This is a genomic window from Streptomyces sp. NPDC028928 (assembly GCF_055564915.1).
This window is the reverse complement of the sequence record NZ_JBVHVI010000001.1, coordinates 70,803-93,265: the sequence shown is the minus strand read 5'-3', so window position 1 is coordinate 93,265 and position 22,463 is coordinate 70,803. Positions and strand designations below refer to the sequence as shown.

The window sequence follows — 22,463 nt, the reverse complement described above, 5'->3', positions numbered from 1 at the left end:
ACGTCATGTCATGACCTCGCTAATTTCTGCTGCCGCTCAGGTTGAGGAAGTTCCTATGCGCAGAGGAAGTTTCAGCCGCAGGCATCCGTCTGTGGTGCTCGCCGCGGTGGTTGCGGCCTTGGCCGCGTTGGCGGCGATGCTCGTGGCCGCCCCGGCTCAGGCGGCTTCCAGTGGCGCCTTGCGCGGTGTTGGTTCCGGCCGGTGTCTCGATGTGCTGGGCGGCAGCCAGACCAACGGCACGTACCTGCAGATCTACGACTGCTGGGGCGGGGCCAACCAGCAGTGGACGTTGACGGACAGCAACCAGCTCACCGTGTACGGCAACTCGTGCCTGGATGTTCCGGGTCACGCCACCACGGCCGGTACCCGGGTGCAGATCTGGACCTGTTCCGGCGGTACGAACCAGCAGTGGCGGGTGAACTCCGACGGTACGGTCGTCGGCGTGGAGTCCGGGCTGTGCCTGGAGGCCGCGGGCGCCGGTACGGCCAACGGCACGGCGGTACAGATCGGGGCGTGCAACGGCGGCAGCAACCAGAAGTGGACCGGCCTGCCCGGGACGCCGCCGACGGACGGCACGTGTTCTCTTCCGTCGACGTACCGGTGGACGTCGACCGGTGTGCTGGCCCAGCCGGCGAACGGGTGGGCCGCGTTGAAGGACTTCACCACCGTGACGTACAACGGCAAGCACCTGGTCTACGCGTCGAACGTGTCGGGATCGTCGTACGGCTCGATGATGTTCGGTCCCTTCACGAACTGGTCGGACATGGCGTCGGCCGGTCAGACCGGAATGAGTCAGGCGGCGGTCGCGCCCACGCTGTTCTACTTCGCGCCCAAGAACATCTGGGTGCTGGCGTACCAGTGGGGTGCGTGGCCCTTCCTCTACCGCACATCGAGCGACCCCACCAACCCCAACGGCTGGTCCGCTCCGCAGCCGCTGTTCACCGGGAGCATTTCCGGCTCCGATACCGGCCCGATCGACCAGACGCTGATCGCCGACGGCCAGAACATGTACCTGTTCTTCGCCGGTGACAACGGCAAGATCTACCGCGCGAGCATGCCGATCGGGAACTTCCCGGGCAACTTCGGCTCGTCGTACACGACGGTCATGAGCGACACGAAGGCCAACCTGTTCGAGGCGCCGCAGGTCTACAAGGTTCAGGGCCAGAACCAGTACCTCATGATCGTCGAGGCGATGGGTGCGAACGGGCGTTACTTCCGCTCCTTCACGGCCTCCAGCCTGAGCGGCTCGTGGACCCCCCAGGCCGCCACCGAGAGCAACCCCTTCGCGGGCAAGGCCAACAGCGGTGCCACCTGGACCAACGACATCAGCCACGGTGACCTGGTCCGCGACAACCCCGACCAGACCATGACCATCGACCCCTGCAACCTGCAGTTCCTCTATCAGGGCAAGTCCCCCACCGCGGGCGGCCCCTACGACCAGCTGCCGTGGCGGCCGGGTGTCCTCACCCGGCAGCGCTGACCTTCCCGATTCTGCGCGGACTCCAGGGCGGCCTGCTTCACCGGCTCCGGCGCCGGGAGGAAGGAGGAGGCCGGCACGCCGACGGCGGTGTCGGTCGCCCGCCCGGCGACCACCCGTACGCGAGGGCGGCACCCGGGGGAGTCCCGGGTGCCGCCCGTCAGGCCCGCGCTGTCACTTGACGTTGACGGCGCTCCAGGCCGCGGCGACCGCCTTCGCCTCGGTGCTGTCGGCGCCGTAGAGATCGCCGGCCGCCGACAGGGTGCCCTTGCGGGCGCCGGCGTAGTCGGTGGTGGACGTGAAGTACGTGGTCAGGGCCTTGTACCAGATCTGCAGGGCCTTGTCCCGGCCGATTCCGGTGACGGTGGAGCCGTCCTGGGTGGGGGAGTCGTAGTCGACCCCGTTGATCGTCTTCTTCCCGCTGCCCTCGGCCAGCAGGTAGAAGAAGTGATTGGCGACGCCGGAGGAGTAGTGCACGTCCTTGTCGCCGACGGAGGACGACCAGTAGTCGGCCGAGCCGCCGTCCTTGCTGGGCTTGTCCATGTAGCGCAGCGGCGTGCCGTTGCCGTTGATGTCGATCTTCTCGCCGATGAGGTAGTCACCGACGTCGCTGGAATTGCCGGCCGCGAACTCCACGCCCGTACCGAAGACGTCGCTGGTGGCCTCGTTCAGGCCGCCGGACTCACCCGAGTACTCGAGGCCCGCGGTGTTGGACGTGACGCCGTGGCTCATCTCGTGGCCGGCGACGTCGAGCGAGGTGAGAGGGCCGTTGTTGCCCTCGCCGTCGCCGTAGGTCATGCAGAAGCAGGTGTCGTCCCAGAAAGCGTTGACGTAGGCGTTGCCGTAGTGGACGCGCGAGTAGGCGCCGACACCGTCGTTCTTGATGCCGTTGCGGCCGAAGGCGCTCTTGTAGAAGTCCCAGGTGACCTGTGCGCCGTAGGCCGCGTCGGCGGCGGCGGTCGCCGCCGAGGCCGTGGTCCCGTCGCCCCAGGTGTCGTTGTCCTGCGAGAACAGGGTGCCGGTCCCGGATTCGCCGTGGGCGAGGTCGTACGTCTTGTGGCCGCCGCGTGAGGCGTCGGTGAGCGTGTACGAGGAGCCGGACTGCGTGCTCGTCAGGTCCACCTTCCCGCTGTACTTCGTGTTGCCGACGCCGGTCTCGACGCCCTGGTACTGGAACAGTTTCCGGCCGGTGGCGGCGTCGGTGACGACATGCAGTTCGTTCGGGGTGCCGTCGTCCTGGAAGCCGCCGACCACGGTCTCGTAGGCGAGGACGGGCGTGCCGGACGCGGCCCAGACGACCTTGCGGGGCGCCCGGGAGGCGCGGGACTTCTCGGAGCCGACGGACTTCGCCGCGCCCAGGGCCTGCTGCTCGGCCCGGTCGGGGGCGATGCGCGGCGTGAGCGAGGCGGGCTTCAGCGAGCCCTGCGCCGCTCTGGTCACGCCCTTGCGCTCGCCGGACTTCGCCGTGTGCACGATCAGGTCGCCGCCGAGCACGGGCAGCCCGGCGTAGGTGCGCTCGTAGCGCGTGTGCACGGTGCCGTCGGCGTCCTTGACGACGTCCTTGACGACCAGCTTTTCCTGGGCGCCGAGTCCTATCGCCTCCGCCGTCGCGGCGGCCGAGGACCGGGCCTGCTGGAGGAGCGTGGTGCGGGCCGTGGCGGACAGGGCGACCGGAGCCGCGCCGGGCCGGTCCTGTGCGACCGGCTGTGCCGTGGCCGGGCCGCCGAGGGTGGTGCTCAGCAGTGCTCCGGCCGCGACGGCGGTGGCGAGGGCCAGCAGGGTGTGCTGGTGACGCTGGGAACGGGAGGTCACACAAACTCCTCTGGAGGGGTGTGGGGGGTGGTCCGGTCGGCAGGTGCCGGCCGGTTGGGCGTGGGGGGTGGTCGATGCGGCGCCGCGGCCGTGCCTGTTCACGTCCCGGCCCTCTGTCCTGTGCATGACAAGTTTCAACCATGTGAGGTGCTGCGAACGTTGACGGTCGACCCCGCGCGTTCGCGAGGGGGTGGCACGTGTGCGGCAGCCCCGGCGGCTACGGTCGTCCGGCCGGGCCCGGGCTCGCCGAGTGACCCGGGGTCACTCGGGCGGTGGACAGTCTGACGGCAGCGCGGCGCATGAAGTCTCCATGGATTGTGGGGGGTTGGAGAGGTGAACACGACAGAACCGCAGACGTGTCGGGGAGCGCTACGCCCGTTTCCAAGGTCCGACAACTCTCCCACAGACCCTTCACAGCCGGGGCACACATGGGTGGCCGGCCGGAACCCGAGGCGCACCGGGAACACGGCCGGTCAGGCGGGGCTGAGCGGATGCGCCGCCGTGGTGGAGCGCGGCGGCCAGGAGTGCGGGGAGAGGATGCCGAGCACGTAGGCGCGCGCCACCAGCGCCGGACGGGTGGCGGCGCCCAGCAGACGCCGGAGGCGGGCGAGGTGGTAGTCGACCGTCTGCCGCGACAGGCGCAGCGCCGCGGCGACACCGGCGTTGTCGTAGCCCGCGGCCAGCAGGGCGAGTATCCGCACCTGGGCCGGCGTGAGCGCGGGATGCGGCTCGTGGCTCAGGCCGAGCCGCGTGACGACCGCCCACACGCCCGCGTCCCGCCCCCGGGTGCGGTTGACGACGCTGAGGTGGACCCACACGCGGCGCAGGCGCCGGTCCCCGTCGACGAGCACGGCACTGGACTGCGCGTTCCTGCGCCGCCCGCCGGTCAGTTCGCCCCACACGGCGTGCAGCGCGGCGCGTTCCGGGGTCTCCGCCAGGAAGGCGTCGGCCGGCGAGCCCACCAGGTCGCACAGCCGCAGACGCAGTAACTCGGCGGCCGCGGCGCTCGCTTCGCCCACCACCCCGTCCGCGGACAGCCGTACGCAGGGCAGGCCGCTGTGGTCCCGCAGGGCGCGCAGGTCCTCCTCGGCCCGGCGCCTGCCGTCCAGCGCGTGGGTGTACTCGCTGACGTCCACATAGGTGCCCGCCACACAGCGCAGCGCCCCCCAGGACACGGGAAAGCGGTATCCCGCCGCGTGGCCGGGCGAGCCGTCCGGGCGCCGGTAGGTGAGCGTGTGGCGCAGGGAGTGGCCGCCGGTGAGGATCTCGTCGTCGAGCACCAGGAACCGGGCCGCGTCGTCCGGGGCGTCGAACTCGCCGAGGTGACGGCCGACCATGCGGTCGCGAGTGGTGCCGTACAGGTGAGCGTAGGCGTGGTTGGCCCACACGTAGCACCCGGCGGCGTCGCGCACGAACATCGCCGCCGGGCTCAGATCGGCGAACGACGCGTAGGCACCGGCGCCCGCCGGCGTGCCGCCGCCCACCTCCACCGCCACGCCCCGGATGCCACGACGCCGGGCGTCGCCACCCCGGGCCGACCAGGTGACGTCGAAGGTGCGGCCTTCGAACCGGGTGCGGCGGGGGCCGTCACCCGACGGTGCGCCGTCACCGGGCCGGGCACCCTCGCCCAGCCGTGCGCCGTCACCCCACCGGGCAGTCGGCAGACCCCCGGCCTCCGCCGAAAGGGCTTCCAGGAAACGGTGTGCCGTGTGCTCGTCGGTGAAGGCGCCGCCCCCGCTGCGGACCCGCCCAGAGTCGGCGTCCGTCTCCCACCAGGACACCGGCAGACGGGCGAGCAGTGTCTTGAAATCGGCCTCGTCCACAGCCCAACTCCTTGAATCGCGTACGGGTGTCACGGTGTGTGACATCTCATCCGTGTCCCGTACATGCCGAGCCATGCGGCTGCCTCCGGCCCGCGTGGCACCCGGGCCGCGAGCCCACTCAGGCATGTGCCTGAGACGACCGCGCTCGAAGCGGCGAGAGCCGGGAAACCCGACTGCTTCGCTGGACGGGAACCGTCCCACGGCGCACCCGGACGGCAGGCCGGACGGCGGCCCGTACGGCAGGCGCGGATACAGAGCCGGCGCACCGGAACCCCGCCGCCTCGTCGCCTCGCACTCGTCGCCGCGCTGCCCCGCCGTCCGTCCGCGCGAAGCGACACCCGAGCAAGCCGCCCAAGAAGAGGAGTTGAAGTCCCGTGGCGAAGGTGCTGTACGTGCATGCCAAGGGTGGTCCCCCGGTCGGGTACGCCCTGCCCAGGGTGGCCGCGAGGGCCGAGGTGCACCTGCTGGCACTGAGCGAACTGCCCGCCGGCAGCGCGGAGCGCACCCGTGCGTGGTGTGCCTCGGCCGTCGCCGCCGGGGGCACGGGGGCGGACGACCTGGTCGCGTCCATCACCTCCCGGGCCCGCGAGGTGGGCGCCGACGCGGTGGTCACCTTCTCGGAGTACGCGGTCGTCGCGGTCGCCGAGGCCGCCCGCCGGCTCGGGCTGCGCGGGGCCGGCCCGGCCGCGGCCCTCGCCCGCGACAAGCGGCTCATGCGCACGGCCTGGGAACGCCGTGGCATCCCCCAGCCCCGCTTCCGGCCCGTCGCCACACTGGACCAACTGCGATGCGCCTCACGCGAGTTGCGGTGCCCGCTGCTGCTGAAGGCGGCCTGGAGCGCCGGTTCGACCGCGCACCAGATCATCGCCGCCCCCGCCGACACCCCGGCCGCATGGGCCCGTTCGCGCGCGGTGATGATCGAGTCGGCGCGCCTGGGATACGCCGAGCTCCATGTCGCCGGCGCCGGAGAGGACTTCCTCGTCGAGGAGATCGTCACCGGCTGCGCGGGGGAGTGGTTCGAGGGACCGGGCTGGGGAGACTACGTCAGCGTCGAGGGCGTGGTCGCGCAGGGCGTCTTCCGGCCGGTCTGCGTGAGCGGCCGGATGCCGACCGTCGCGCCGTTCACCGAACGGGCCGGTATCACGCCGGCCGCCGTCACCGGCGAGGCGCAGGACGCGATCGTGGCGCTGGCCCGGCGGGCCGTGGACGCGCTCGGCCTGGAGGACTGCGGCACCCACACGGAGATCAAGCTCGGGGCAGGCGGCCGCATGTGGGTGATCGAGACGGCGGCGCGCTTCGGCGGCGCGATGACCGTGCCGCAGATCGAGGAGGTCTTCGGACTCGACCTGGTCGGCCTGTTCACCGACCAGCTGCTCGGCGGCACACCCGACTGGCCGGCCAGGGCGCTGACCCCCGAGGACGCCCGGAGCGCGGCCGGCTCCCTCGTCGTCCTCGCCGTGGACGGCGCGGGCGCGCCGTGGCCGCGACGTCACCTGTGGGACTCCACCGCGGTGGTGCGCTCCGCCCCGGTCGGACCGCACAGCAGGCTACGCGTCGTGGAGGAGAGCTCGCTGCCGGACGGCGCCCCCGTTCCCGTCTACGACCCGGCCGCGGGCGCCAACACCATGGCCGCGCTGTGCCTGCTGTCCGCGGACCGCCCGCAGACCGTCGTCCACGACCTCAGCGCCCTCGTGGACGCCCTGCCGGACCTCCTGCCCCTGCACGCCACGGAAGGAGCGCGGGCATGACCTCCGCCCTGGACCGCACCGACCCGGCCGAGACGGGCGGGGACCGCACCGTCGTCGGCGCCAACCTGACCCTGCCACTGTTCCGCACCCTGTCCGGTGTGCTCGCCGGGCACCCCTACCTGAAGGTCGTCGTCGACCGGCACGCCTGCACCTGGCACCTCCTCGACACCCGCGTCCACCCCTTCCACGTCAACTACATCGCCACCCGCATCCTCGGCATGACGGTGGACGAACTGGACGCCCGCCTGGATGCGTTCAACGCCTCCGTATACACCGACCCCGACCGCCGCTTCCTGCTGGGCGTGCTGTCCCTGCACACCGACCGGGCGGCGGACGGCACGGAGTGCCCCTTCCTGGTCCTGGAGACCACCGAGGCCGACACCATGCACGGCGCCCTGCTGGAGGAGTTCTACCTCTACGTGCGCGGACGCGTGGACGGACGCCTCCCGCTGCTGCTGAAACCGGCCAACCACGGGCAGGAAGGGGAACTCGCCCCGATCCCCGAGGCGGTCGTCCCCCGCGTCCTCAGCCACAAGCTGTTCGGCGACCGGACCCGCACCTGCCTCAACCCCGGGCAGGCCGAGGGCCGTCTGCGGCACTTCCGCACCACGGCCGCGTACGAGGCCGCCGCCTCCGACCTCGGCTGGGCGGACATCGTCGCCATGCCCCGCCTGCCCGACGACGTGCCCAGGGTGGCCGGCTTCATCAACACCGCGCCCATCACCCCGCTGTCCCACACCAACGTGCTCGCCTCCGGCTGGGGCATCCCGAACGCCATCGTGCGCGACCTCGACGCCCTGGACGACCCGGACGCCCTCGACGGGCGGGGCGGCCTGGACGGCACCTGGGTGCGCTACCGGGTGAGCGAGGACGCCGTCACCCTGGAGCCGCTCGCCGCGCCGCCCCGGCTGACCAAGCCCGCCTGGCACCAGCAGCGCATCCGCATCGACACGCCCCTGCTCGAAGAAGCGCCGGTCCTGGCCCTGCACCGGCTGCGGCGCTCCGACCGTGACAGCTACGGCACCAAGGCGGCCAACCTCGGGGAACTCCACCACGTCCTCGACAGCCGGACCGCCGACCTGACGGTGTTCCACGCCCGGCCCCGCCCCCCGCGCCACGACCTCCTCGGCCACCTGGCGGCCCGGCTCGGCGAGCGGGACGCCGCACGCGAGCACCTCCGGGCGGCCGCCGCCCGGTACGTGGCGGACACCGTCCGCGCACCCGAAGGCGTGGCGCTGCCCTTCCGCCTGCACCACCTGTTCCTCACCTCCTCACCCGCCCTCCAACAGGGCATCGGCAAACTGAAGATGGCCCTCGAACTCGAGGCGTTCGACATCGTCGACCCCCTGTGCCTGAACCTCCAGCAGCTCGTACGGGCCACGCCCGTACCCCCGGACGTTGCCCGCGCCATCACCTCCGCGGTGCCGCGGCTGCTCGCGGACGGACGCCGCATGGTGGTGCGCTCCTCCTCCAACGCCGAGGACCTGCCCGGCTTCTCCGCCGCCGGTATCTACGACTCCGTGACCACCGTGCGGGGAGCGGAACAACTCATGGACGCGGTGCGGCAGGTGTGGGCGTCCCTGCTGTCACCGCGCAGCGTGCGCCTGCGGCACCAGGTCGGCATCTGCCTGGACGACACCTACATGGGCGTGATCGTCCAGGAGTACCTGCCCGCGAGCCTCGGCGGCGTCCTGGTCACCTGCAACCCCACCCGCCGGGAGGACTTCCGCAACGTGTACGTCAACTGCACCCCGGGCTCGCCCGAACACGTCGTGGACGGCTCGGTGCTGCCCCAGCAGTACCTGTACAACACCGTCGAGGGCGGCGGGCGCACGCTCGACGTCGGCACCGCCGGCGAGGACCTGCCCGCCCCCACCCGCGCGGCGCTCGCCCGGCTGGCCCTCACCGGACGCCTGCTGCAGTCCCACTTCAGCGCCGACGACCCTGACGACGCCCTCGACATCGAGTGGCTGATGACCGGCGAAGGGGACTTCCGGCTGGTCCAGATCCGCCCCTACGCCCGGTGAGCCGTCCGATGCCCGCCCGCACCGCCCGCCGCGCCGGCCCGGTCCCCTCCCCGGCCGCCCGCCGCGTCATCCGCCTCAACAACGCCTTCCAGTTGCTGTTCAACCTGCTGTGGTGGATGCCCGTCTTCTACGCCTACCAGCGCGACGCCGGACTGTCCGACGGCCAGATCTTCGGCATCCAGAGCATCTACTACACCGCGTTCTGCCTCTTCGAGATCCCGACCGGCGTGGTCGCCGACCGCATCGGCGCCCGCAACTGCCTGCGCGCCGGCGCGGTCGTCATGACCGCCGCCAACCTGGCCCCCGTCCTCGCCCCCTCCTACACCGGCTTCCTCGTGCACTTCCTCGCCATCGCGGCCGGGCGCTCCCTCGCGTCGGGCGCGGCGAGCGCCTACCTCTACGACGCGCTGCGCGCCGAAGGGGCCGACGCGCACTACCTGGACGCCGAGGGCACCGCGCGCTCCCTAGGGCTGGCCGGCAAGGTCCTGTGCTGGCCGTTGGTCGGCCCGCTGATGAGGCTGGTCCGGCCGGCCCCGTACGTCCTCAGCGCGGCCTGCGCCGCCGGGTCGCTGCTGTGCGCGCTGGCCCTGCCGCGCCTCACCCCCCGCCCGGCCGCCGGGCCCCGCGCGGGCGGACGGCGGCGCGGCACCCTCCTGCACGATACGGGGGCCGCCCTGCGGGCCCTGCGCGCCTCACCGTGGCTGCCGCTGCTCATGGTGCAGGGCGTCGCGGTGTTCACGCTCGCCCGCATATGCCAGGTCAACCTCTTCCAGCCGGTGCTCCTGGACCACGGCATCGGGGAGGGCGCGCACGGCGGCATACTCGCGGCCATGACGGTCGCCGAGGCCGTGGCCTCGGCGCGTCCGCGCTGGCTGAGCCGCCGGCTGTCCGCCGCCCAGTGGGTGTCCCTGCTGAGCGTGGCGCTGGCCGTGACCCTCGCCGCCACCACCCTCGGCGCACCGTGGGCCGTGGTCGCGCTGCTGTGCGCGTTCGCCGCGATCACCGGGTTCGTGTACCCGGTGCAGCGCAAGCTCGTCAACGACGCCGTCCCGGCCGACGCGCCACGCGCCACGCTGCTGTCCGTGGAGAGCATCGTGGACCGCGGGGTGTGCGCACTCGCGGCGGTCGCCGCGGGCGCGTACCTCACGGCCGGCCGACTCGACGCCCTGCTGTGGCACAGCGCCGCCGTCACCTGCGTCCTGATCCCGGCCCTGCACCTGGCCCTGCACCGGACCCGCCGGACGGACGAGCCCCGGACGGCACACTCCACCGCCCGTACACCCACCCCCGGCTCCCACGTCCCCCGGCCGTCGGAGCAGCCGGCATCCCTGCCGGCGGACGAGGGTGCCGCGCAGCCGCCCCTGGGTCCCCACCGGGGCCGGTGAGTGCGTCACGGCATGCGATCGTGGACGTCCGCCGGCCGGGGCGGGGACCAGCCGCGCCGGACGCCGTAGGGCTCGCGGTCGTCCGTCCTGGTCACCACCGGGGTGCCGAAGCCCTGCGTGCGGACCGGGCTGCGCACGGTGCTGTAGCCGAGCAGGACGGTGCCGGCCGGCGAACCGGTCCAGGCTCCTCACCTCCGCGCCGACCAGCGTCTTCGTCCGGGTACTGTCCCCGGCGTGCCGAGATCTCGCTCGCCACAGTGCCTCCCCCTGCGCTGCTCCCGACCAAGTTGCAGCCGACCCGCCGTACGAAGGCAGTCCCCGGTGCGAAATACTCTCCCGATGAATGCACGCACTTCCCCGACCGGCCAGCCGATCACGATACGGAGGGCCGTGGCGCGGGATGCCAAACGGCTCACGCGGCTCGTGCGTGGCTCGGGCGCGTACGAGGGTAAGTACGCAGCCGCAGTCGCGGGCTACCGGGTCGGTCCTGATTACATCGAGGCCCACCGCGCCTTCGTAGCCGTCGGCGCCGAGGAGCATGGAGGCCGGATCCTCGGGTTCTACTCGCTCGTCCTCGCTCCACCGGAGCTCGACCTGCTGTTCGTCGCCGATGAAGCGCAAGGACGGGGTATCGGGCGGCTGCTCGTCGCGCACATGCAGTCCGAGGCCCGTGCCGCCGGGCTCGACCGTCTCAAGGTGGTGTCGCATGTTCCCGCCGAGGACTTCTACCACCGCGTCGGTGCAGTGCGGATCGGGACCGTGCGCGCGAACCCGCCCGCCGTGCCGTGGGACCGTCCCGAATTCGAGTTCCGCATTCCCTCGGAATGACTCTGTGGGCCGGTTCGCAGGGCACTGGCTCCGCCTGCATACGCGCCATGCCGCACCAGCTGATCCACCTCGGGCACCCCTTAGACGTCGTTTCTTATGGCGTGTTCGTTCGTTGAGCCGTGCATGACGGACTTGGTCGAGCGGCTGGTGCCGGACGAGTTGTGGATGCTGTTTCGGCGGGTGGTACCGCCGACGGAGGTCATACGCCCGCAGGGCGGCGGTCGGCGTAGGGCGGGTGACCGTGAAGCATTGGCCGCGATCATCTTCCTGGCCACCTCGGGCTGTACCTGGCGGCAGCTCCCGCCGGTGTTCGGTCCGAGCTGGCAGACCGTCTACCGACGCTTCGCCCACTGGAGCCGAGCCCGGGTCTTCCACCGCGTCATCCTCGACGAACTCGGCGCCCGCGGGGAACTGGACTGGTCGCGCTGCGCGATCGACTCCGTCAGCATGCGGGCTGCAAAAGGGGGCCTCTGACGGGACCGAATCCGACCGACCGTGGCAAGCCTGGATCGAAAATCCACCTGATCACCGACCGAAATGGACTGCCGCTCTCACTGGGCGTCTCGGGCGCGAACATGCACGACAGCCTCGGTCTCGAACCGCTCGTGCGAGACATCCCGCCGATCCGGTCCCGACGCGGACCTCGTCGACGGCGCCCCCACAAGCTCCACGGAGACAAGGGCTATGACTACGACCACCTGCGTCGGTGGCTCCGCGAACGCGGCATCCGCCACCGCATCGCACGCAAGGGCATCGAGTCCTCACAAGGTCTCGGCCCCTACCGGTGGGTGGTCGAACGGACCGTGTCCTGGCTCGCCGGTTGCCGCCGGCTCCACCGTCGATACGAGCGCAAGGCCGAACACTTCCTCGCCTTCGTCGGCATAGCCGCAGCCCTCATCGGCTCTCGCCGGTTGGCGACCCTACTCAAGGCCTGAGCCGGTCCTGCTGCACGTCGAAACAGACCAGACCCATGGACTCCGCCGCGGATGCCGCGTAGGCCAATGCCTCCTCGGCCATGCTCCACCGCATCGGGAAGTAGATCAACGGACCACTGGCCTCGCCGATCAACGGGCCCGTCGACCAGGGCGAAGTGTCCTCCTCGTCCTCAGTGAGGTCGCACCACCGCTCAAGAAGCGCCGCGACGTATGCCGCTATGCGTTCGGACGGAGGCTCCTCGACCTCGCTGTCGATATAGCGGTCGTGACCGCCGCGACCGCGCAGGCGCAGGCCGCCCCTCAGCGGGTTGCGGGCAGCGCGAACGTCTGCTCCGACGCCGCCATTCCGGCCGACTGGGTCATCACCAGCTCGTACAGCACCAGCACCTGCACCGCAACCGGCGTCGCCTACAACATCGGCAACACCGCCGGCCAGAGCTACGCCACCGTGTGCTCCTACTCCCCCGTCCCCACCGGATGGGTCGTCAGCGGCTCGTTCCGGAGCACCAGCTGCGTCGGCACGACCCTCGGCTACAACATCCGGAAGGCCTGACCGGCCGCCCTCGGCCCGGCCCAGCTCGACACGGCTCGGACCTGCCTGGCCCAGTCCGGTCGCAGCAGAAAGCCCCGCACCGCCAGGTGCGGGGCTTTCCCATGCACCCCCGGCCTCAAGAATCCAGGAAGCGTGAACCACCAGCCGGTCCGTGCTTCGAGGGCGTGCAGAACTGCCAGGGGCGGCTTTCTGCAGCAGCAACAGCTGGCGCGCCGTCGCGGGCCGGCCCGGATCGGCTATCAGCCCCTCCAGCACCCCCCGGGTCGAGGAGCGGGCGCAGCGCGTCGGCGGCCCAGCGCGGCGCGAGCTTCTCCTCCTGCTCGGTGAGGTCGTCCTCCTGGCCCTGGCGGTGTTTCTGGGCGGCGCGGCGTACGGCGTCGGAGATGGTCAGCATGAGCCGGAAGGCCGCTGCGGTGGTCTGGGCGGCCTCCGCCATCGACTCGGCGAAGGGGTCGACGGCGGCGGGGTCGGGGGCGGGGCTGGACACGGGCGGGGCTCCTTGCGGGCGGGTCAGCGGGTTCCCCGCACCCGGCTTGGGCGGACCCGGAGCACGGGGCGGCACACCGGTAACGGCGCCGGGCGTACTCGGGCCACGGCCCGCCGCCGCTGACGTCCGCGTGGTACGAGGCGGGCCCGGCTTCTTCGGGGGTGCGCCGGCCGCGGCGGCGGCCTCGCGCAGCAGCCGCCCGGCCTCGGCGGCCTTCGCCTGCGCGCGGTGCTGCTGCGCCTCGTGCCACAGGCGGGGGCCTCCACCGCTTCCACGAGCGCCACCAGGAGGGTGAGGACCACCATCGCGCCGCCGCCCCGGGCGGTGCGCGGGGCCCGCTCCAACGCGCGCGCCGACGCCCGCCAGCCGCCCGCGCCCGGCCCTCCAACGAGCGTTCCCCCGGGGCCCGGCCGGCTTGCTCGAAGGTGTCCGCCGGGACGGACCGGGACGCCGGGAGGCGGGCGGACCGGGAAACGGGGAGACTGAGGGAGAGCATGACACCTGACCGCTGCGGCCGGACGGTCTGCGGCGGACGGTCCCGTGCAGGGGCCGGACCATCTACCTACGTCCGCGCGTCCGGGGGGCGACGGCCCTGTCCAGGAGTCCCCATCGTGACTTTGACCCCAGAGCAATCCAACCGCCCTCAGCGCACGGCCCGACGGGTCGCGCTCCTGCTCGCCACCGCGGCGCTGCCAGCGGTCCTGGTGGTGCCCGCGGCGCCCGCCGCAGCGGTGCCCGTGACCAAGACATTCACCGCCGGCGCCAACCAGCGGTTCGTCGTACCGGCCGGCGTAACCCGACTGACCGTCACCGCCACAGGCGAGCCGGGACGGTCCGCCATCGAGGGCGGAGCGGGCGGGACCGGCGCCACCGTCACCGGCACCCTCACCGTGGTGCCCGGCACCACCTACTACGTCAACGTCGACACGGGCGGCGGAGCCGTCACCGGTCAGCGCCCCGGCGGCAGCGGCGGCGGTGCCAGTGACGTCCGCACCTGCAGCTCGGCGCGCGCGAACTGTGCCCTGACCGGCGTTCCCGGCACCGACCCCCGCCTCATCGTCGCCGCCGGCGGCGGGGGCGGCGGACGCGGCTCCAGCTTCACCGGTCCCGTCCGCGAGGCCACCGGCGGAAACGCGGGCGACACCGGGAAGCCCGGCGGCGAGCGACCGGAAAGCGGCGGCGGGGGTAGCGGCGGAACCCAGACCCACGGCGGCAAGGGCGGAGCCGCCTGCCCCGAGGGCTCCCCCAAGGCTGGCACCGACGGCAGGCCCGGTACCGGCGGCACGGGCGGTGGCGGATTCGGCGGTGGCGGTGGTGGCGGCGGCTGGCACGGTGGCGGCGGAGGTGGAGGCTGCTTCCTGGTCACCGCCGCCGCCGGCGGGCCCGGCGGCGGCGGTGGCGGGTCGAACCTCGTCCCGGCGGGCGGCACTTCCAGCCCCGCCACCGGATCGGCGCAGGTATCCATCACCTACGGTTCCTGAACCGTCGTCCGTGGGGTGCAGCGTGCCTACGTCGTCCACGGCACCGTCACCGTTGTTGCGGTACGCCTCGGGGGGATCCGCTCATGACTCGCCGGACAGTCCCTAGCAGGGCACGCTGATGGTGTAGCTGCGCAGTGCGGGCCGCCCCGGTCTCGGGGCGGGCCCGCTGGCGGTTCCTGACCTGGGTCAGGGCTTGCTTCTGGCCTTCGAAGGTGGTGGGAGCCTGGACCACCAGCATGGTCGGGTGTGAGTAGTCGGCGTACAGGAAATCCCGGTGAGATTGATCTTCCTCGCTTCGGCTACCTCGCGGGGGGTGTCGAGCTGGGCGGGGATGCGGCTGGCTCGCAGCTCGCGCAGGTCCGGATGTGGTTGTAGAGCGTGCGGGTCCCGGGCCATGTTCAGGATCTTCTCGTCGACCACGGTGGGGCGGCCGCCGACCTTGCCGAGGGCGCGGGCGGCGGCCAGGCCCTCGCGGGCGCCCGTCGAGGGCCGCTGCGAGTGCGACCTCTACCTCCGTTGTTCGAAGTTCCTCACCACCAGTGAGTACGCACCGCGCCTGCGGTCCCAGCTCGACCGTGAACAGCAGCTCGCCCAGAATGCCGTTGAACGCGGCTGGCCCCGCAAGGTCGAACGGCACAACGCCATCACCGACCGGATCCGCAACCTCTTCGCCGACCTTGGCGAGAGCATCGACCCCGGCCCTGACGATCACTGCTGACCGGTTCGTTGCGGCAGCCTCAACGAGAGCACGACGGATACTTGCCGAATGGATGGATCAAGGGCTTCTTGGGTAAACACCACGCACGACTGGGCCGGCACCGTGGACGCGGACCATATCGATCGGATCCGCCAGGGATTCGCAGAGTTCGCGCCGGGCGGACCCGAACACCTTGATCTCGAGTTGCTTACGCCGCTGACGAGGCAGTGAGCCGGGGTGGCGGACGGTGTGTGGTCACGCTGCATACCGACGGGTCGGTGTCGGTGAAGGATCCGTTCTTGCCGCGATCGGTCGGATTCAGTCCGGTCAAAAGCCCCCTTTGAGGGCTCGGACACTCACCGAGTCGATGGCGAAACGCGACCAGTCCAGCCCTCCCCGGGCGCCGAGTTCATCGAGGATGACCCGGTGGAGACGGGCCCAGACCCGCTCCTTGCTCCAGCGGGCGAACCTCCGGTAGACCGTCGGCCAGGCCCGGCCGAACAACGGCGGCACCTGCCGCCACGTGCAGCCCGACGTGGCCACCACCACGATCGCGGCCAGACACTCACGATCCCCGGCTCGTCGACGGCCACCTCCCTGCGGCCGCACCACCACCGTTTCGGGGACCACCCTGCGGAACAACTCCCACAACTCATCAAGCACCAACCGCTCGGCAAAACTGGTCATGTCCAGCACAACGAGCCAAACCGCCAAAGGAAACGACGTCTTAGTACTCCAGCAGCGGTTCGCGCCCTGAGCTGGTAGTTGTCGTTGTCCTGCTGTGGAGGGGATGACTGAAGTCGCGTTCTTGGCTGCCGAGTTGGAATCGGTGTTCGCCCGGGTGGCGGGCGGGTTCGGCAGGGTGGATCTGTGGTGGCGGATGCGGGCGTACGTCCGTGGTCTGCTGGGGCAGGCGACGCGCAAGAACGGCTGGCAGCTCGCGGAGTGGGCAGGCCACCGCACTCCGGACGGCTTCCAGCGGGTGCTGAACAGCAGCGTCTGAGACGCGGACGCCCTGCGTGACGATGTCCGCGATTACGTGGCGGAACGACTGGGGGTGGTCGACCGGGAGCTCTACCTGTCCAAACCCTGGACCTCCGACTTCGCGCGGTGCCGGGCAGCGAAGATCCCTGATGAGCGGACGTTCGCAACGAAGGGCGAGCTGGCCCGGGACATCGTCCGTCGCTGCCTGGCCGCAGGCCTGCCCGCCGCGTGGGTCACCGCGGCCGAGGCCTACGGACAGGACTGGCACTCCCGCCGCCTGCTCGAGCAGCTCGGCGCCGGATACGTGGTGGCGGTGCCCGAATCCCAGCAGATCAAGTCCCTGGCCGGGATCTGGCGCATCGACCAACTCATCCGGGATGCTCCTGCTGATGCCTGGCAGCGGCTGTCCTGCGGCGACGGAGCGAAGGGCCCGCGAGTCCACGACTGGGCCGCGGCCAGACTGCCTGCCGACATCATCTTCGATCCCGACCCGCCGACCCATCACCGCTGGGTATTGGCCCGCCGCGGCCTGTCCGACCCCGGCGAGATCGCCTACTACCTGGCCTACGCACCCGTCGGCATCGAGATCAGCGCGCCGGCCCGCATCACCGGCAGCCGCTGGAAGATCGAAGAGTGCTTCCAGGCCGCGAAGAACGAATGCGGCCTGGACGAGTACAAGGTCCGCCGATACGCGGGCTGGTATCGGCACATCACCCTGCCCATGCTCGCCCACGCAGTCCTGACCGCACTTGCAGCCCAGCCGGCAACGACACAAAGAGGGCCGCAGAAACGCATCAGCCCTCATCCCGCTCACCGTGGCGGAGATCCGGCGAGGCCTGGACGCTCTCCTGCCCCGTCCCCGAACCATTCACGACCCCGTCACCCATGCACTGACATGGTCGGCCTGGAGAAGACACCGCCGGGCCATCCCCCGCCGGTGCACTACCGAAACCGCAACCCAGGCGCCATGAACTCACCGACCAGGAATGGGAGTTACTCGCCCCGCTTATTTCTCGGGCCGCTACGCAACGGCCGCGCGTGGAGGACCGGCAGGTCATCAACGGCATGGTCTACAAGATCCGAACCGGGATCTCGTGGCGCGACCTACCGGAGCGCTACGGGCCCTGGCAGACGGGGTCTACACCCGCTTCCGCCGCTACGCGCTCGACGCGTACTCACCAGAGCTCTGCAGCAGAACCAGCCCCGCGCGGATGCCGTTAGCGACATCGACTGGCTGGTCCAGATCGACTCCACCATCGTCCGCGCCCACCAGCACGCGGTCACCACCGGCCGAAAAGGTGGAAGTGCGGGCAGGAAGAACCGGACGATCACGCCCTCGGTCGATCCCGAGGCGGACTGACCACCAAGATCCACCTGGGCTGCGACGATTGGGGACGCCCCCTGCTCGAACGTATCCGCGTGCCCCGCACCGGACCAGGACGGCCACGCTGCCGCCCCGACCACGTGATCGTGGACAAGGTGTACAGCTCCCGAGGCCTCCGCGCCTACCTGCGCAGACGCGGTATCGGCCCCACCATCCCAACGAAGCAAGACCAGAATGGGCATCGACAAAACCGCGGCCGACGCGGAGGCATCGGACGCTGTTTTCAATCGGCTCAGGACGTTCCGCGGCCTGGCGACCAGGTATGACAAGACCGCCACCTCGTACGAAGCAGCGGTCTGCCTGGCCTTGTTCCTGCTCTGGGCAGGATTGGTCACGGGCGCGGGCAGGCGGACAAGGGTCACCGGGGGGGGGCTGCTCGTCCCCAGCAGGAGGGCGGTGTAGCGGGGTACGGTGCTCCTCCGATGGCGACTACGTGGGTTGAGCTGTTGCTGGGGCGGATTGGCCGCCGACGTCTGGCTCGGTCCTCACGAGTTCGGTGAAGGTGGCCATGCACGCTCTGCAGCAACGTGCCTGCTCCACCTGTGCGGCTTCCGTACGCTGGGCGATTTCTTGACCGCACAGGGCGGCCAGTGCCTGCTTGGCGATCACGTGCCACACCACGGTGCTATCGGACGTGGCGGGCCCTGGGCGCATCTCGTACATGGTGGCCTCCTTGCAGGGATGCCTTTCGCCTCAAGGAGACCTCACCCGCGTGGAGTACACTGCCTGGCAGTGCCATTCGGGTGACACCTGCTTCATGTTCTGGGACGTTGCGGGCCTGAAGCGGTCGGGCGCGGCCCAGGCATGGACAGTCGGCCAGCATACCTTTAGTACCAGTTTGGACTACGTGTGCTCCGAGGGCCGTAGCGGCGCTACCTTGGCGGACTGCCGGTCTTGGGGCAGAGCGTGAGTGACGATCGCGCGGCCCTGCGTCCGCGACTGCTGGGCGCCTACTGGCCCGAGCCCCGTGTGCGTGAGACCGGCCCGGCTGTATCGGCAGTGCCACCGCTCGGCCGCACCGCGCCCGGGCGTGATGCGTAAGGTGATGATGGTGTTGGCCTACGGCGTCATCCTTGCTGCCCTGGCCGTCACTACCGCCTCCCCGGGACGGTAAAACGGCTGCGCACTGGTGAGACCCCGCTCATGGACCGTACTCCGGATGCGCGATGACCATCCCCCGCATACCGTCTAATGCGCGTACAAGTTGACCAACCTGGACAACTGCAGGATGCCGCGAGGCCGAGAAGGTTTGCTGCACTGATGCATCCTTCGGGGTGCAGACCCCCATCCCCTGCGCGGCGACACGCCACATGCGTGCACATACCTGGGAGCAACGCACTGCCCGGCTGCGTCGGAGACCTACCGGCTAGCGCCCACCAAACCAAGCGGGACCAGGCAGGGCGGCCTTGTCAGGCAGGAAGATCACAGAGCATGAGCCCATCGAAACGCAGGATCCGCCGGGGGATCGGCAAGCAGAAGACCTCACGCCAGAGCAGTGCCTCAGCTCCTCATCACTTCCGGCAAGCAGGCTCGCAGGCCGGAACCCGCCCTGCTGTGAAGGCGGCACCGGCGAAAACCGTCGACACCCACTCACCTGTCGCGGACAGGCCGCAGCCCGTCAACCCGAAGGGCCTTCGTGCGCAGGACCAGGCCGAGAAACGGCAGCCCCTGCCGACTGAGCGCACGCCTCCTGCCCATTGCTTGCAGCAACCACCTGCGGGAAAGCCGCTGGCTGCCGACCGCGCTCGCGACTCCGCCTCTGTCGGTCCGGCCGGCAGCGATCAACGACCGCAGGCAGAGGGCGCCGTGCACCGGCCACGGCTGATACGGCTGCGACTATCGCAGGCCGATCCCTGGTCGGTGATGGTAACGAGCTTTCTTGTCCTGTGCGGTCTGGGTTCGGGCGTCATCGTGGCCGTGGCCGGTCTGTGGATGATCCTGGCGGTGATCGACCCGGGATGGCCGTCTCTGGGCTGGAGTTTGGGCATCGCCGCCCTCGTCGCCATGCTGGAGGTAGTGCTCGGCACAGCGTTCCTCACTCTGGCCGCTTTCATCTACAACATGTCCACACAATGCACCGGAGGCGTCGAGCTGACATTGGACGAGAACCTCGCAGGGTGGGGACCTGCCGACGCCGCAGATGCCGCGCTACGTTCACCGACTCCTCCAAAGCATCCGCGCCCGCCTGGGTTCGCCCCACGACGACACCGACGGCATGCAGCCCGCCAACGCGACATCTTCATCTGGTGGTTAGGACACCTCGCGTGATGATTTGGCGCCTACCGGTGACTGGGAGGCAAGGCTGGGGCGTGGAACGAAGCTACGTCATGGTGGGGGAGTGGATGCCGGTGAGCTTGTCGGGGTTGGTGACCGAGAAAATGCCGGCGATGTGCTCGCCGTCCGGGGTGAGGTCCACCACCACGACGGCGAGCGGGCTCTGGCCGGAGAAGACGAGGGCGCCGGGGTCACCGGCCACCAACCGGTACCGGACGTCGACGCCTTCGGGAGGCAGGGCACGGGCAATCGCCGTGAACACGGCAGCGACTCGGTCTCGGCCGTGCACCGGCCGGAGGCTGACTGCGGGGCCTTTGCCGCCGCCGTCGGTCCACAGGGTCACGTCGGGTGCGAGGACTTCGAGGAGGGCCCGCAGGTCGCCGCCCAGGGCGGCTTCGGTGAAGCGTTCGGTGACCCGGGCGTGCTGGTCTCGCGGGGGCCGGTGACGTGGGCGGCGGGCGTGGATGTGGCGGCGGGCGCGGGTGGCGAGTTGGCGTACCGCGGTGGGTGAGCGGCCCAGGATCTGCGCGATCTCCGGGTGGGCGAAGCCGAACACGTCGTGCAGTACGAACACGGCGCGCTCCAACGGCGAGAGCGTTTCGAGAACGACGAGGACAGCCATCGACAGTGCTTCGGCGCGTTCGGCGCCGTCGGGCGCGTCGTCCTGCGCGGCCAGCAGCGGTTCGGGCAGCCAGGGGCCCAGGTACGTCTCCTGACGGCGGCTCAGGTGGGCGCGGCGGGCGAGAGCCTGGTTGACCGCGATGCGTGTGAGGTAGGCGCGGGCGTTGTCGACGGGCTTGCCGTCGGGGTTGCGGTGGCGGGCGGCCCAGGCCAGCCACACCTCCTGGAGCGTGTCCTCGGTGTCGGTGACGCTGCCCAGCATGTTGTAGATCACCGAGAACAGCAGCTCGCGGTGGTCCAGGAACTGTTCGGTGACGGCGTCTTGGACGGGATGCCACGGCGGTGTAGGGGTCATGTATTCCTCCTGTTCCCCGGACTGTGTTCCGACCGAAGAGGTCCGTCGCGTCGCGAGTGTGACATGGGGGCGGCCGGGTGTGAGCCACGCCACGGTTACGGGCGCTGATGTCACAGTGGTCGGCGGGAGTCCGCTCTGTGATGTCGTCGGGGAGGAAGGGCCTCCACGACGTCCAGAGGGAGGACTTCACCATGCGTACTCGGATCTACGGCGCCCGTGTGTTCGATGGCGAACACATCCGGGGGATCACCGACGTGGTCGTGGAGGGTGGGATCGTCGCCGCGGTCGGCACCGAGGCGGGCGGCCGGGCCGACGTCGAGATCGACGGGCGGGGCGGGACCCTGCTGCCGGGGCTGATCGACGCGCACACCCACGTGTTCGACGGCAGTCTCGCCGAGGCTCTGCGGTACGGGGTCACCACCGAGATCGACATGTTCTGCCTGCCGCGCCCGCTGGCCCGGCAGCGGCGGCTCGCGGCCGACCGGGACGATGTGGCCGATCTGCGCAGCGCGGGCACGATCGCGACCGCGCCGGGCGGCCATCCCACGCAGCTGATCGCGGCGCTGACCGGTACGGTGCTCGACCCGGGTGACGTAACGGAGATCGACACCGTCGCCGACCCGGCGCAGGCCCCGGCGTTCGTCAAGGCCCGGATCGCGGAGGGTTCCGACTTTCTGAAGATCGTCATTGACGACGGCACGGTGCACGGCACCGATCTGCCCGCTGTGACGTTGGAGGCCGCTGCCGCGCTCACGACGGCGGCGCACGACGCCGGGCTGAGGGTCGTCGCCCACGCGATCACCGCCTCGGAGGCGGCCATCGCGCTCGACGCAGGCGTCGACGGCCTCGCCCATGTGTGGGCCGATGTCGCACCGGAGGACCCGGAGTCCCGCCGGCTGGCCCGACGCGTACGCGAGCAGGGCGTGTTCGTCGTGACCACGCTCGCCTACTTCGAAGCGATCGACGAACAGCAGCCCGACGTCGCCGCCGGCTGTGCGCACCCGGGCCACTACGCCAACGCCGTCGGGGCGCTGCGGGCGCTGCACCGGGCGGGCGTCCCGCTGCTCGCCGGGACCGACGCCACGCCGTTCGCGCCGGCCCACGGCGCGGGCCTCCACCGCGAGCTGGCCCTGCTCACCGGGGCGGGTGGCTTGCGTGCCGAAGAGGCGCTGGTCGCGGCCACGAGTGCGGTGGCAGATCGGTTCGGCCTGTGCGACCGGGGCCGCATCGCGCCGGGTCTGCGCGCGGACCTGCTCCTTGTGAACGGCGACCCCACGCGGGACGTGTCGGCCCTGGGAAACGTGACTGCTGTCTGGCGGCGAGGTGTCCGGCAGGCCCGCTGAGTCCCTTGTCAACTCCTGAGGAAAGGAACGAACACCGCACGGCGTACGACCGTTCGTGCTGCCCGATGCCGACCACGCACGGCCGGGCCGCGTGCCGCAGCCGCCCGCCTTCACTGCGGGCCGCCATACGTCATGTGCCGCCTTGACCCCACAACACCGTAACGGTTGCATGCTTGTGGGCCTCTGGTGGGGAGCTGGAGGCGGGACCGTGTCCTGTATGGGGGAAAATGAGGGGAAACGCGAACTGGA

At 71.0% G+C, this 22,463-nt stretch carries 16 protein-coding genes and 3 pseudogenes; 13 read left to right on the top strand and 6 right to left on the bottom strand.

Annotation, left to right across the window (positions count from 1 at the left end; all coding sequences use genetic code 11):
* The first annotated feature begins 55 nt into the window (after positions 1–55).
* Positions 56–1,480: a non-reducing end alpha-L-arabinofuranosidase family hydrolase gene (locus ACZ4U1_RS00495; RefSeq protein ID WP_467897739.1), complete on the top strand. Its 1,425-nt coding sequence runs from the start codon at positions 56–58 to the stop codon at positions 1,478–1,480.
* 171 nt (positions 1,481–1,651) lie between these two features.
* Here the strand turns inward: ACZ4U1_RS00495 and ACZ4U1_RS00490 are convergent, their stop codons facing one another.
* Both ACZ4U1_RS00490 and ACZ4U1_RS00485 read right to left on the bottom strand, forming a co-directional pair.
* Positions 1,652–3,289, bottom strand: a complete 1,638-nt coding sequence (locus ACZ4U1_RS00490; RefSeq protein ID WP_467897736.1) for a M4 family metallopeptidase — start codon at positions 3,287–3,289, stop codon at positions 1,652–1,654.
* A gap of 473 nt (positions 3,290–3,762) precedes the next feature.
* Complete coding sequence (locus ACZ4U1_RS00485; protein ID WP_467897733.1) at positions 3,763–5,112, bottom strand: PAS domain-containing protein; 1,350 nt, start codon at positions 5,110–5,112, stop codon at positions 3,763–3,765.
* Positions 5,113–5,486: 374 nt separating this feature from the next.
* Here ACZ4U1_RS00485 and ACZ4U1_RS00480 point away from each other — a divergent pair, with 374 nt between their 5' ends.
* The 3 genes from ACZ4U1_RS00480 to ACZ4U1_RS00470 are packed head-to-tail and all read left to right on the top strand — an operon-like array spanning position 5,487 to position 10,272.
* Complete coding sequence (locus tag ACZ4U1_RS00480) at positions 5,487–6,860, top strand: ATP-grasp domain-containing protein (RefSeq protein WP_467897730.1); 1,374 nt, start codon at positions 5,487–5,489, stop codon at positions 6,858–6,860.
* Positions 6,857–8,887 carry a PEP/pyruvate-binding domain-containing protein gene (locus tag ACZ4U1_RS00475; protein WP_467897728.1) on the top strand — a complete coding sequence of 677 codons (2,031 nt, stop codon included), beginning with the start codon at positions 6,857–6,859 and terminating at the stop codon, positions 8,885–8,887. The genes ACZ4U1_RS00480 and ACZ4U1_RS00475 overlap by 4 nt, the downstream gene beginning before the upstream one ends.
* Before the next feature lie 8 nt (positions 8,888–8,895).
* Positions 8,896–10,272, top strand: coding sequence for an MFS transporter (locus tag ACZ4U1_RS00470; protein ID WP_467897726.1), 1,377 nt, complete (start codon positions 8,896–8,898; stop codon positions 10,270–10,272).
* A 5-nt stretch (positions 10,273–10,277) separates the two neighbouring features.
* On the opposite strand, the gene ACZ4U1_RS00465 is transcribed toward ACZ4U1_RS00470, so the two are convergent.
* A complete protein-coding gene (locus tag ACZ4U1_RS00465; RefSeq protein WP_467897723.1) occupies positions 10,278–10,409 on the bottom strand; it encodes a hypothetical protein in 132 nt (43 codons plus the stop codon).
* A gap of 202 nt (positions 10,410–10,611) precedes the next feature.
* Here ACZ4U1_RS00465 and ACZ4U1_RS00460 point away from each other — a divergent pair, with 202 nt between their 5' ends.
* The 3 genes from ACZ4U1_RS00460 to ACZ4U1_RS00450 all read left to right on the top strand — a co-directional run bounded on the left by ACZ4U1_RS00460 (position 10,612) and on the right by ACZ4U1_RS00450 (position 12,588).
* Entirely contained in the window at positions 10,612–11,100 is a 489-nt protein-coding gene (locus ACZ4U1_RS00460) for a GNAT family N-acetyltransferase (protein WP_467897720.1), read from the top strand.
* 123 nt (positions 11,101–11,223) lie between these two features.
* Positions 11,224–12,035, top strand: a protein-coding gene (locus ACZ4U1_RS00455; protein ID WP_467897717.1) for an IS5 family transposase whose coding sequence is annotated in 2 segments (ribosomal slippage) — positions 11,224–11,562 and positions 11,565–12,035 — 810 coding nt in all. Because the reading frame shifts where the segments join, the coding sequence is not laid out codon by codon here.
* Positions 12,036–12,300: 265 nt separating this feature from the next.
* Positions 12,301–12,588, top strand: a complete 288-nt coding sequence (locus ACZ4U1_RS00450) for a hypothetical protein (protein ID WP_467897714.1) — start codon at positions 12,301–12,303, stop codon at positions 12,586–12,588.
* A 115-nt stretch (positions 12,589–12,703) separates the two neighbouring features.
* Here ACZ4U1_RS00450 and ACZ4U1_RS00445 read toward each other — a convergent pair whose 3' ends face one another.
* The gene (locus ACZ4U1_RS00445) at positions 12,704–13,075 is read right to left on the bottom strand and encodes a hypothetical protein (protein WP_467897711.1); all 372 of its coding nucleotides are present in this window, start codon (positions 13,073–13,075) and stop codon (positions 12,704–12,706) included.
* Between the two features lie 611 nt (positions 13,076–13,686).
* Between ACZ4U1_RS00445 and ACZ4U1_RS00440 the strand changes: the two genes are divergently transcribed.
* Together ACZ4U1_RS00440 and ACZ4U1_RS00435 are read left to right on the top strand one after the other, a co-directional pair.
* Positions 13,687–14,556, top strand: a complete 870-nt coding sequence (locus ACZ4U1_RS00440; protein WP_467897708.1) for a hypothetical protein — start codon at positions 13,687–13,689, stop codon at positions 14,554–14,556.
* Positions 14,557–14,950: 394 nt separating this feature from the next.
* Positions 14,951–15,274, top strand: coding sequence for a hypothetical protein (locus ACZ4U1_RS00435; RefSeq protein WP_467897705.1), 324 nt, complete (start codon positions 14,951–14,953; stop codon positions 15,272–15,274).
* A gap of 268 nt (positions 15,275–15,542) precedes the next feature.
* On the opposite strand, the pseudogene ACZ4U1_RS00430 reads toward ACZ4U1_RS00435, so the two are convergent.
* Positions 15,543–15,940: pseudogene (locus ACZ4U1_RS00430) on the bottom strand (transposase); the annotation flags it as partial.
* A 103-nt stretch (positions 15,941–16,043) separates the two neighbouring features.
* Here ACZ4U1_RS00430 and ACZ4U1_RS00425 point away from each other — a divergent pair.
* From ACZ4U1_RS00425 to ACZ4U1_RS00415, 3 genes and pseudogenes are all read left to right on the top strand, one after another.
* A pseudogene (locus tag ACZ4U1_RS00425) lies at positions 16,044–17,131 on the top strand (IS701 family transposase).
* Between the two features lie 114 nt (positions 17,132–17,245).
* Positions 17,246–18,023: pseudogene (locus ACZ4U1_RS00420) on the top strand (IS5 family transposase).
* Between the two features lie 1,029 nt (positions 18,024–19,052).
* On the top strand, positions 19,053–19,889 hold the full coding sequence (locus ACZ4U1_RS00415) for a DUF3566 domain-containing protein (protein WP_467897702.1): 837 nt from the start codon (positions 19,053–19,055) through the stop codon (positions 19,887–19,889).
* Between the two features lie 52 nt (positions 19,890–19,941).
* Here the strand turns inward: ACZ4U1_RS00415 and sigJ are convergent, their stop codons facing one another.
* Complete coding sequence (gene sigJ / locus ACZ4U1_RS00410; RefSeq protein ID WP_467897700.1) at positions 19,942–20,871, bottom strand: RNA polymerase sigma factor SigJ; 930 nt, start codon at positions 20,869–20,871, stop codon at positions 19,942–19,944.
* Positions 20,872–21,062: 191 nt separating this feature from the next.
* Here sigJ and ACZ4U1_RS00405 point away from each other — a divergent pair, with 191 nt between their 5' ends.
* Entirely contained in the window at positions 21,063–22,214 is a 1,152-nt protein-coding gene (locus ACZ4U1_RS00405; RefSeq protein WP_467897698.1) for an amidohydrolase family protein, read from the top strand.
* Positions 22,215–22,463 lie beyond the last annotated feature (249 nt).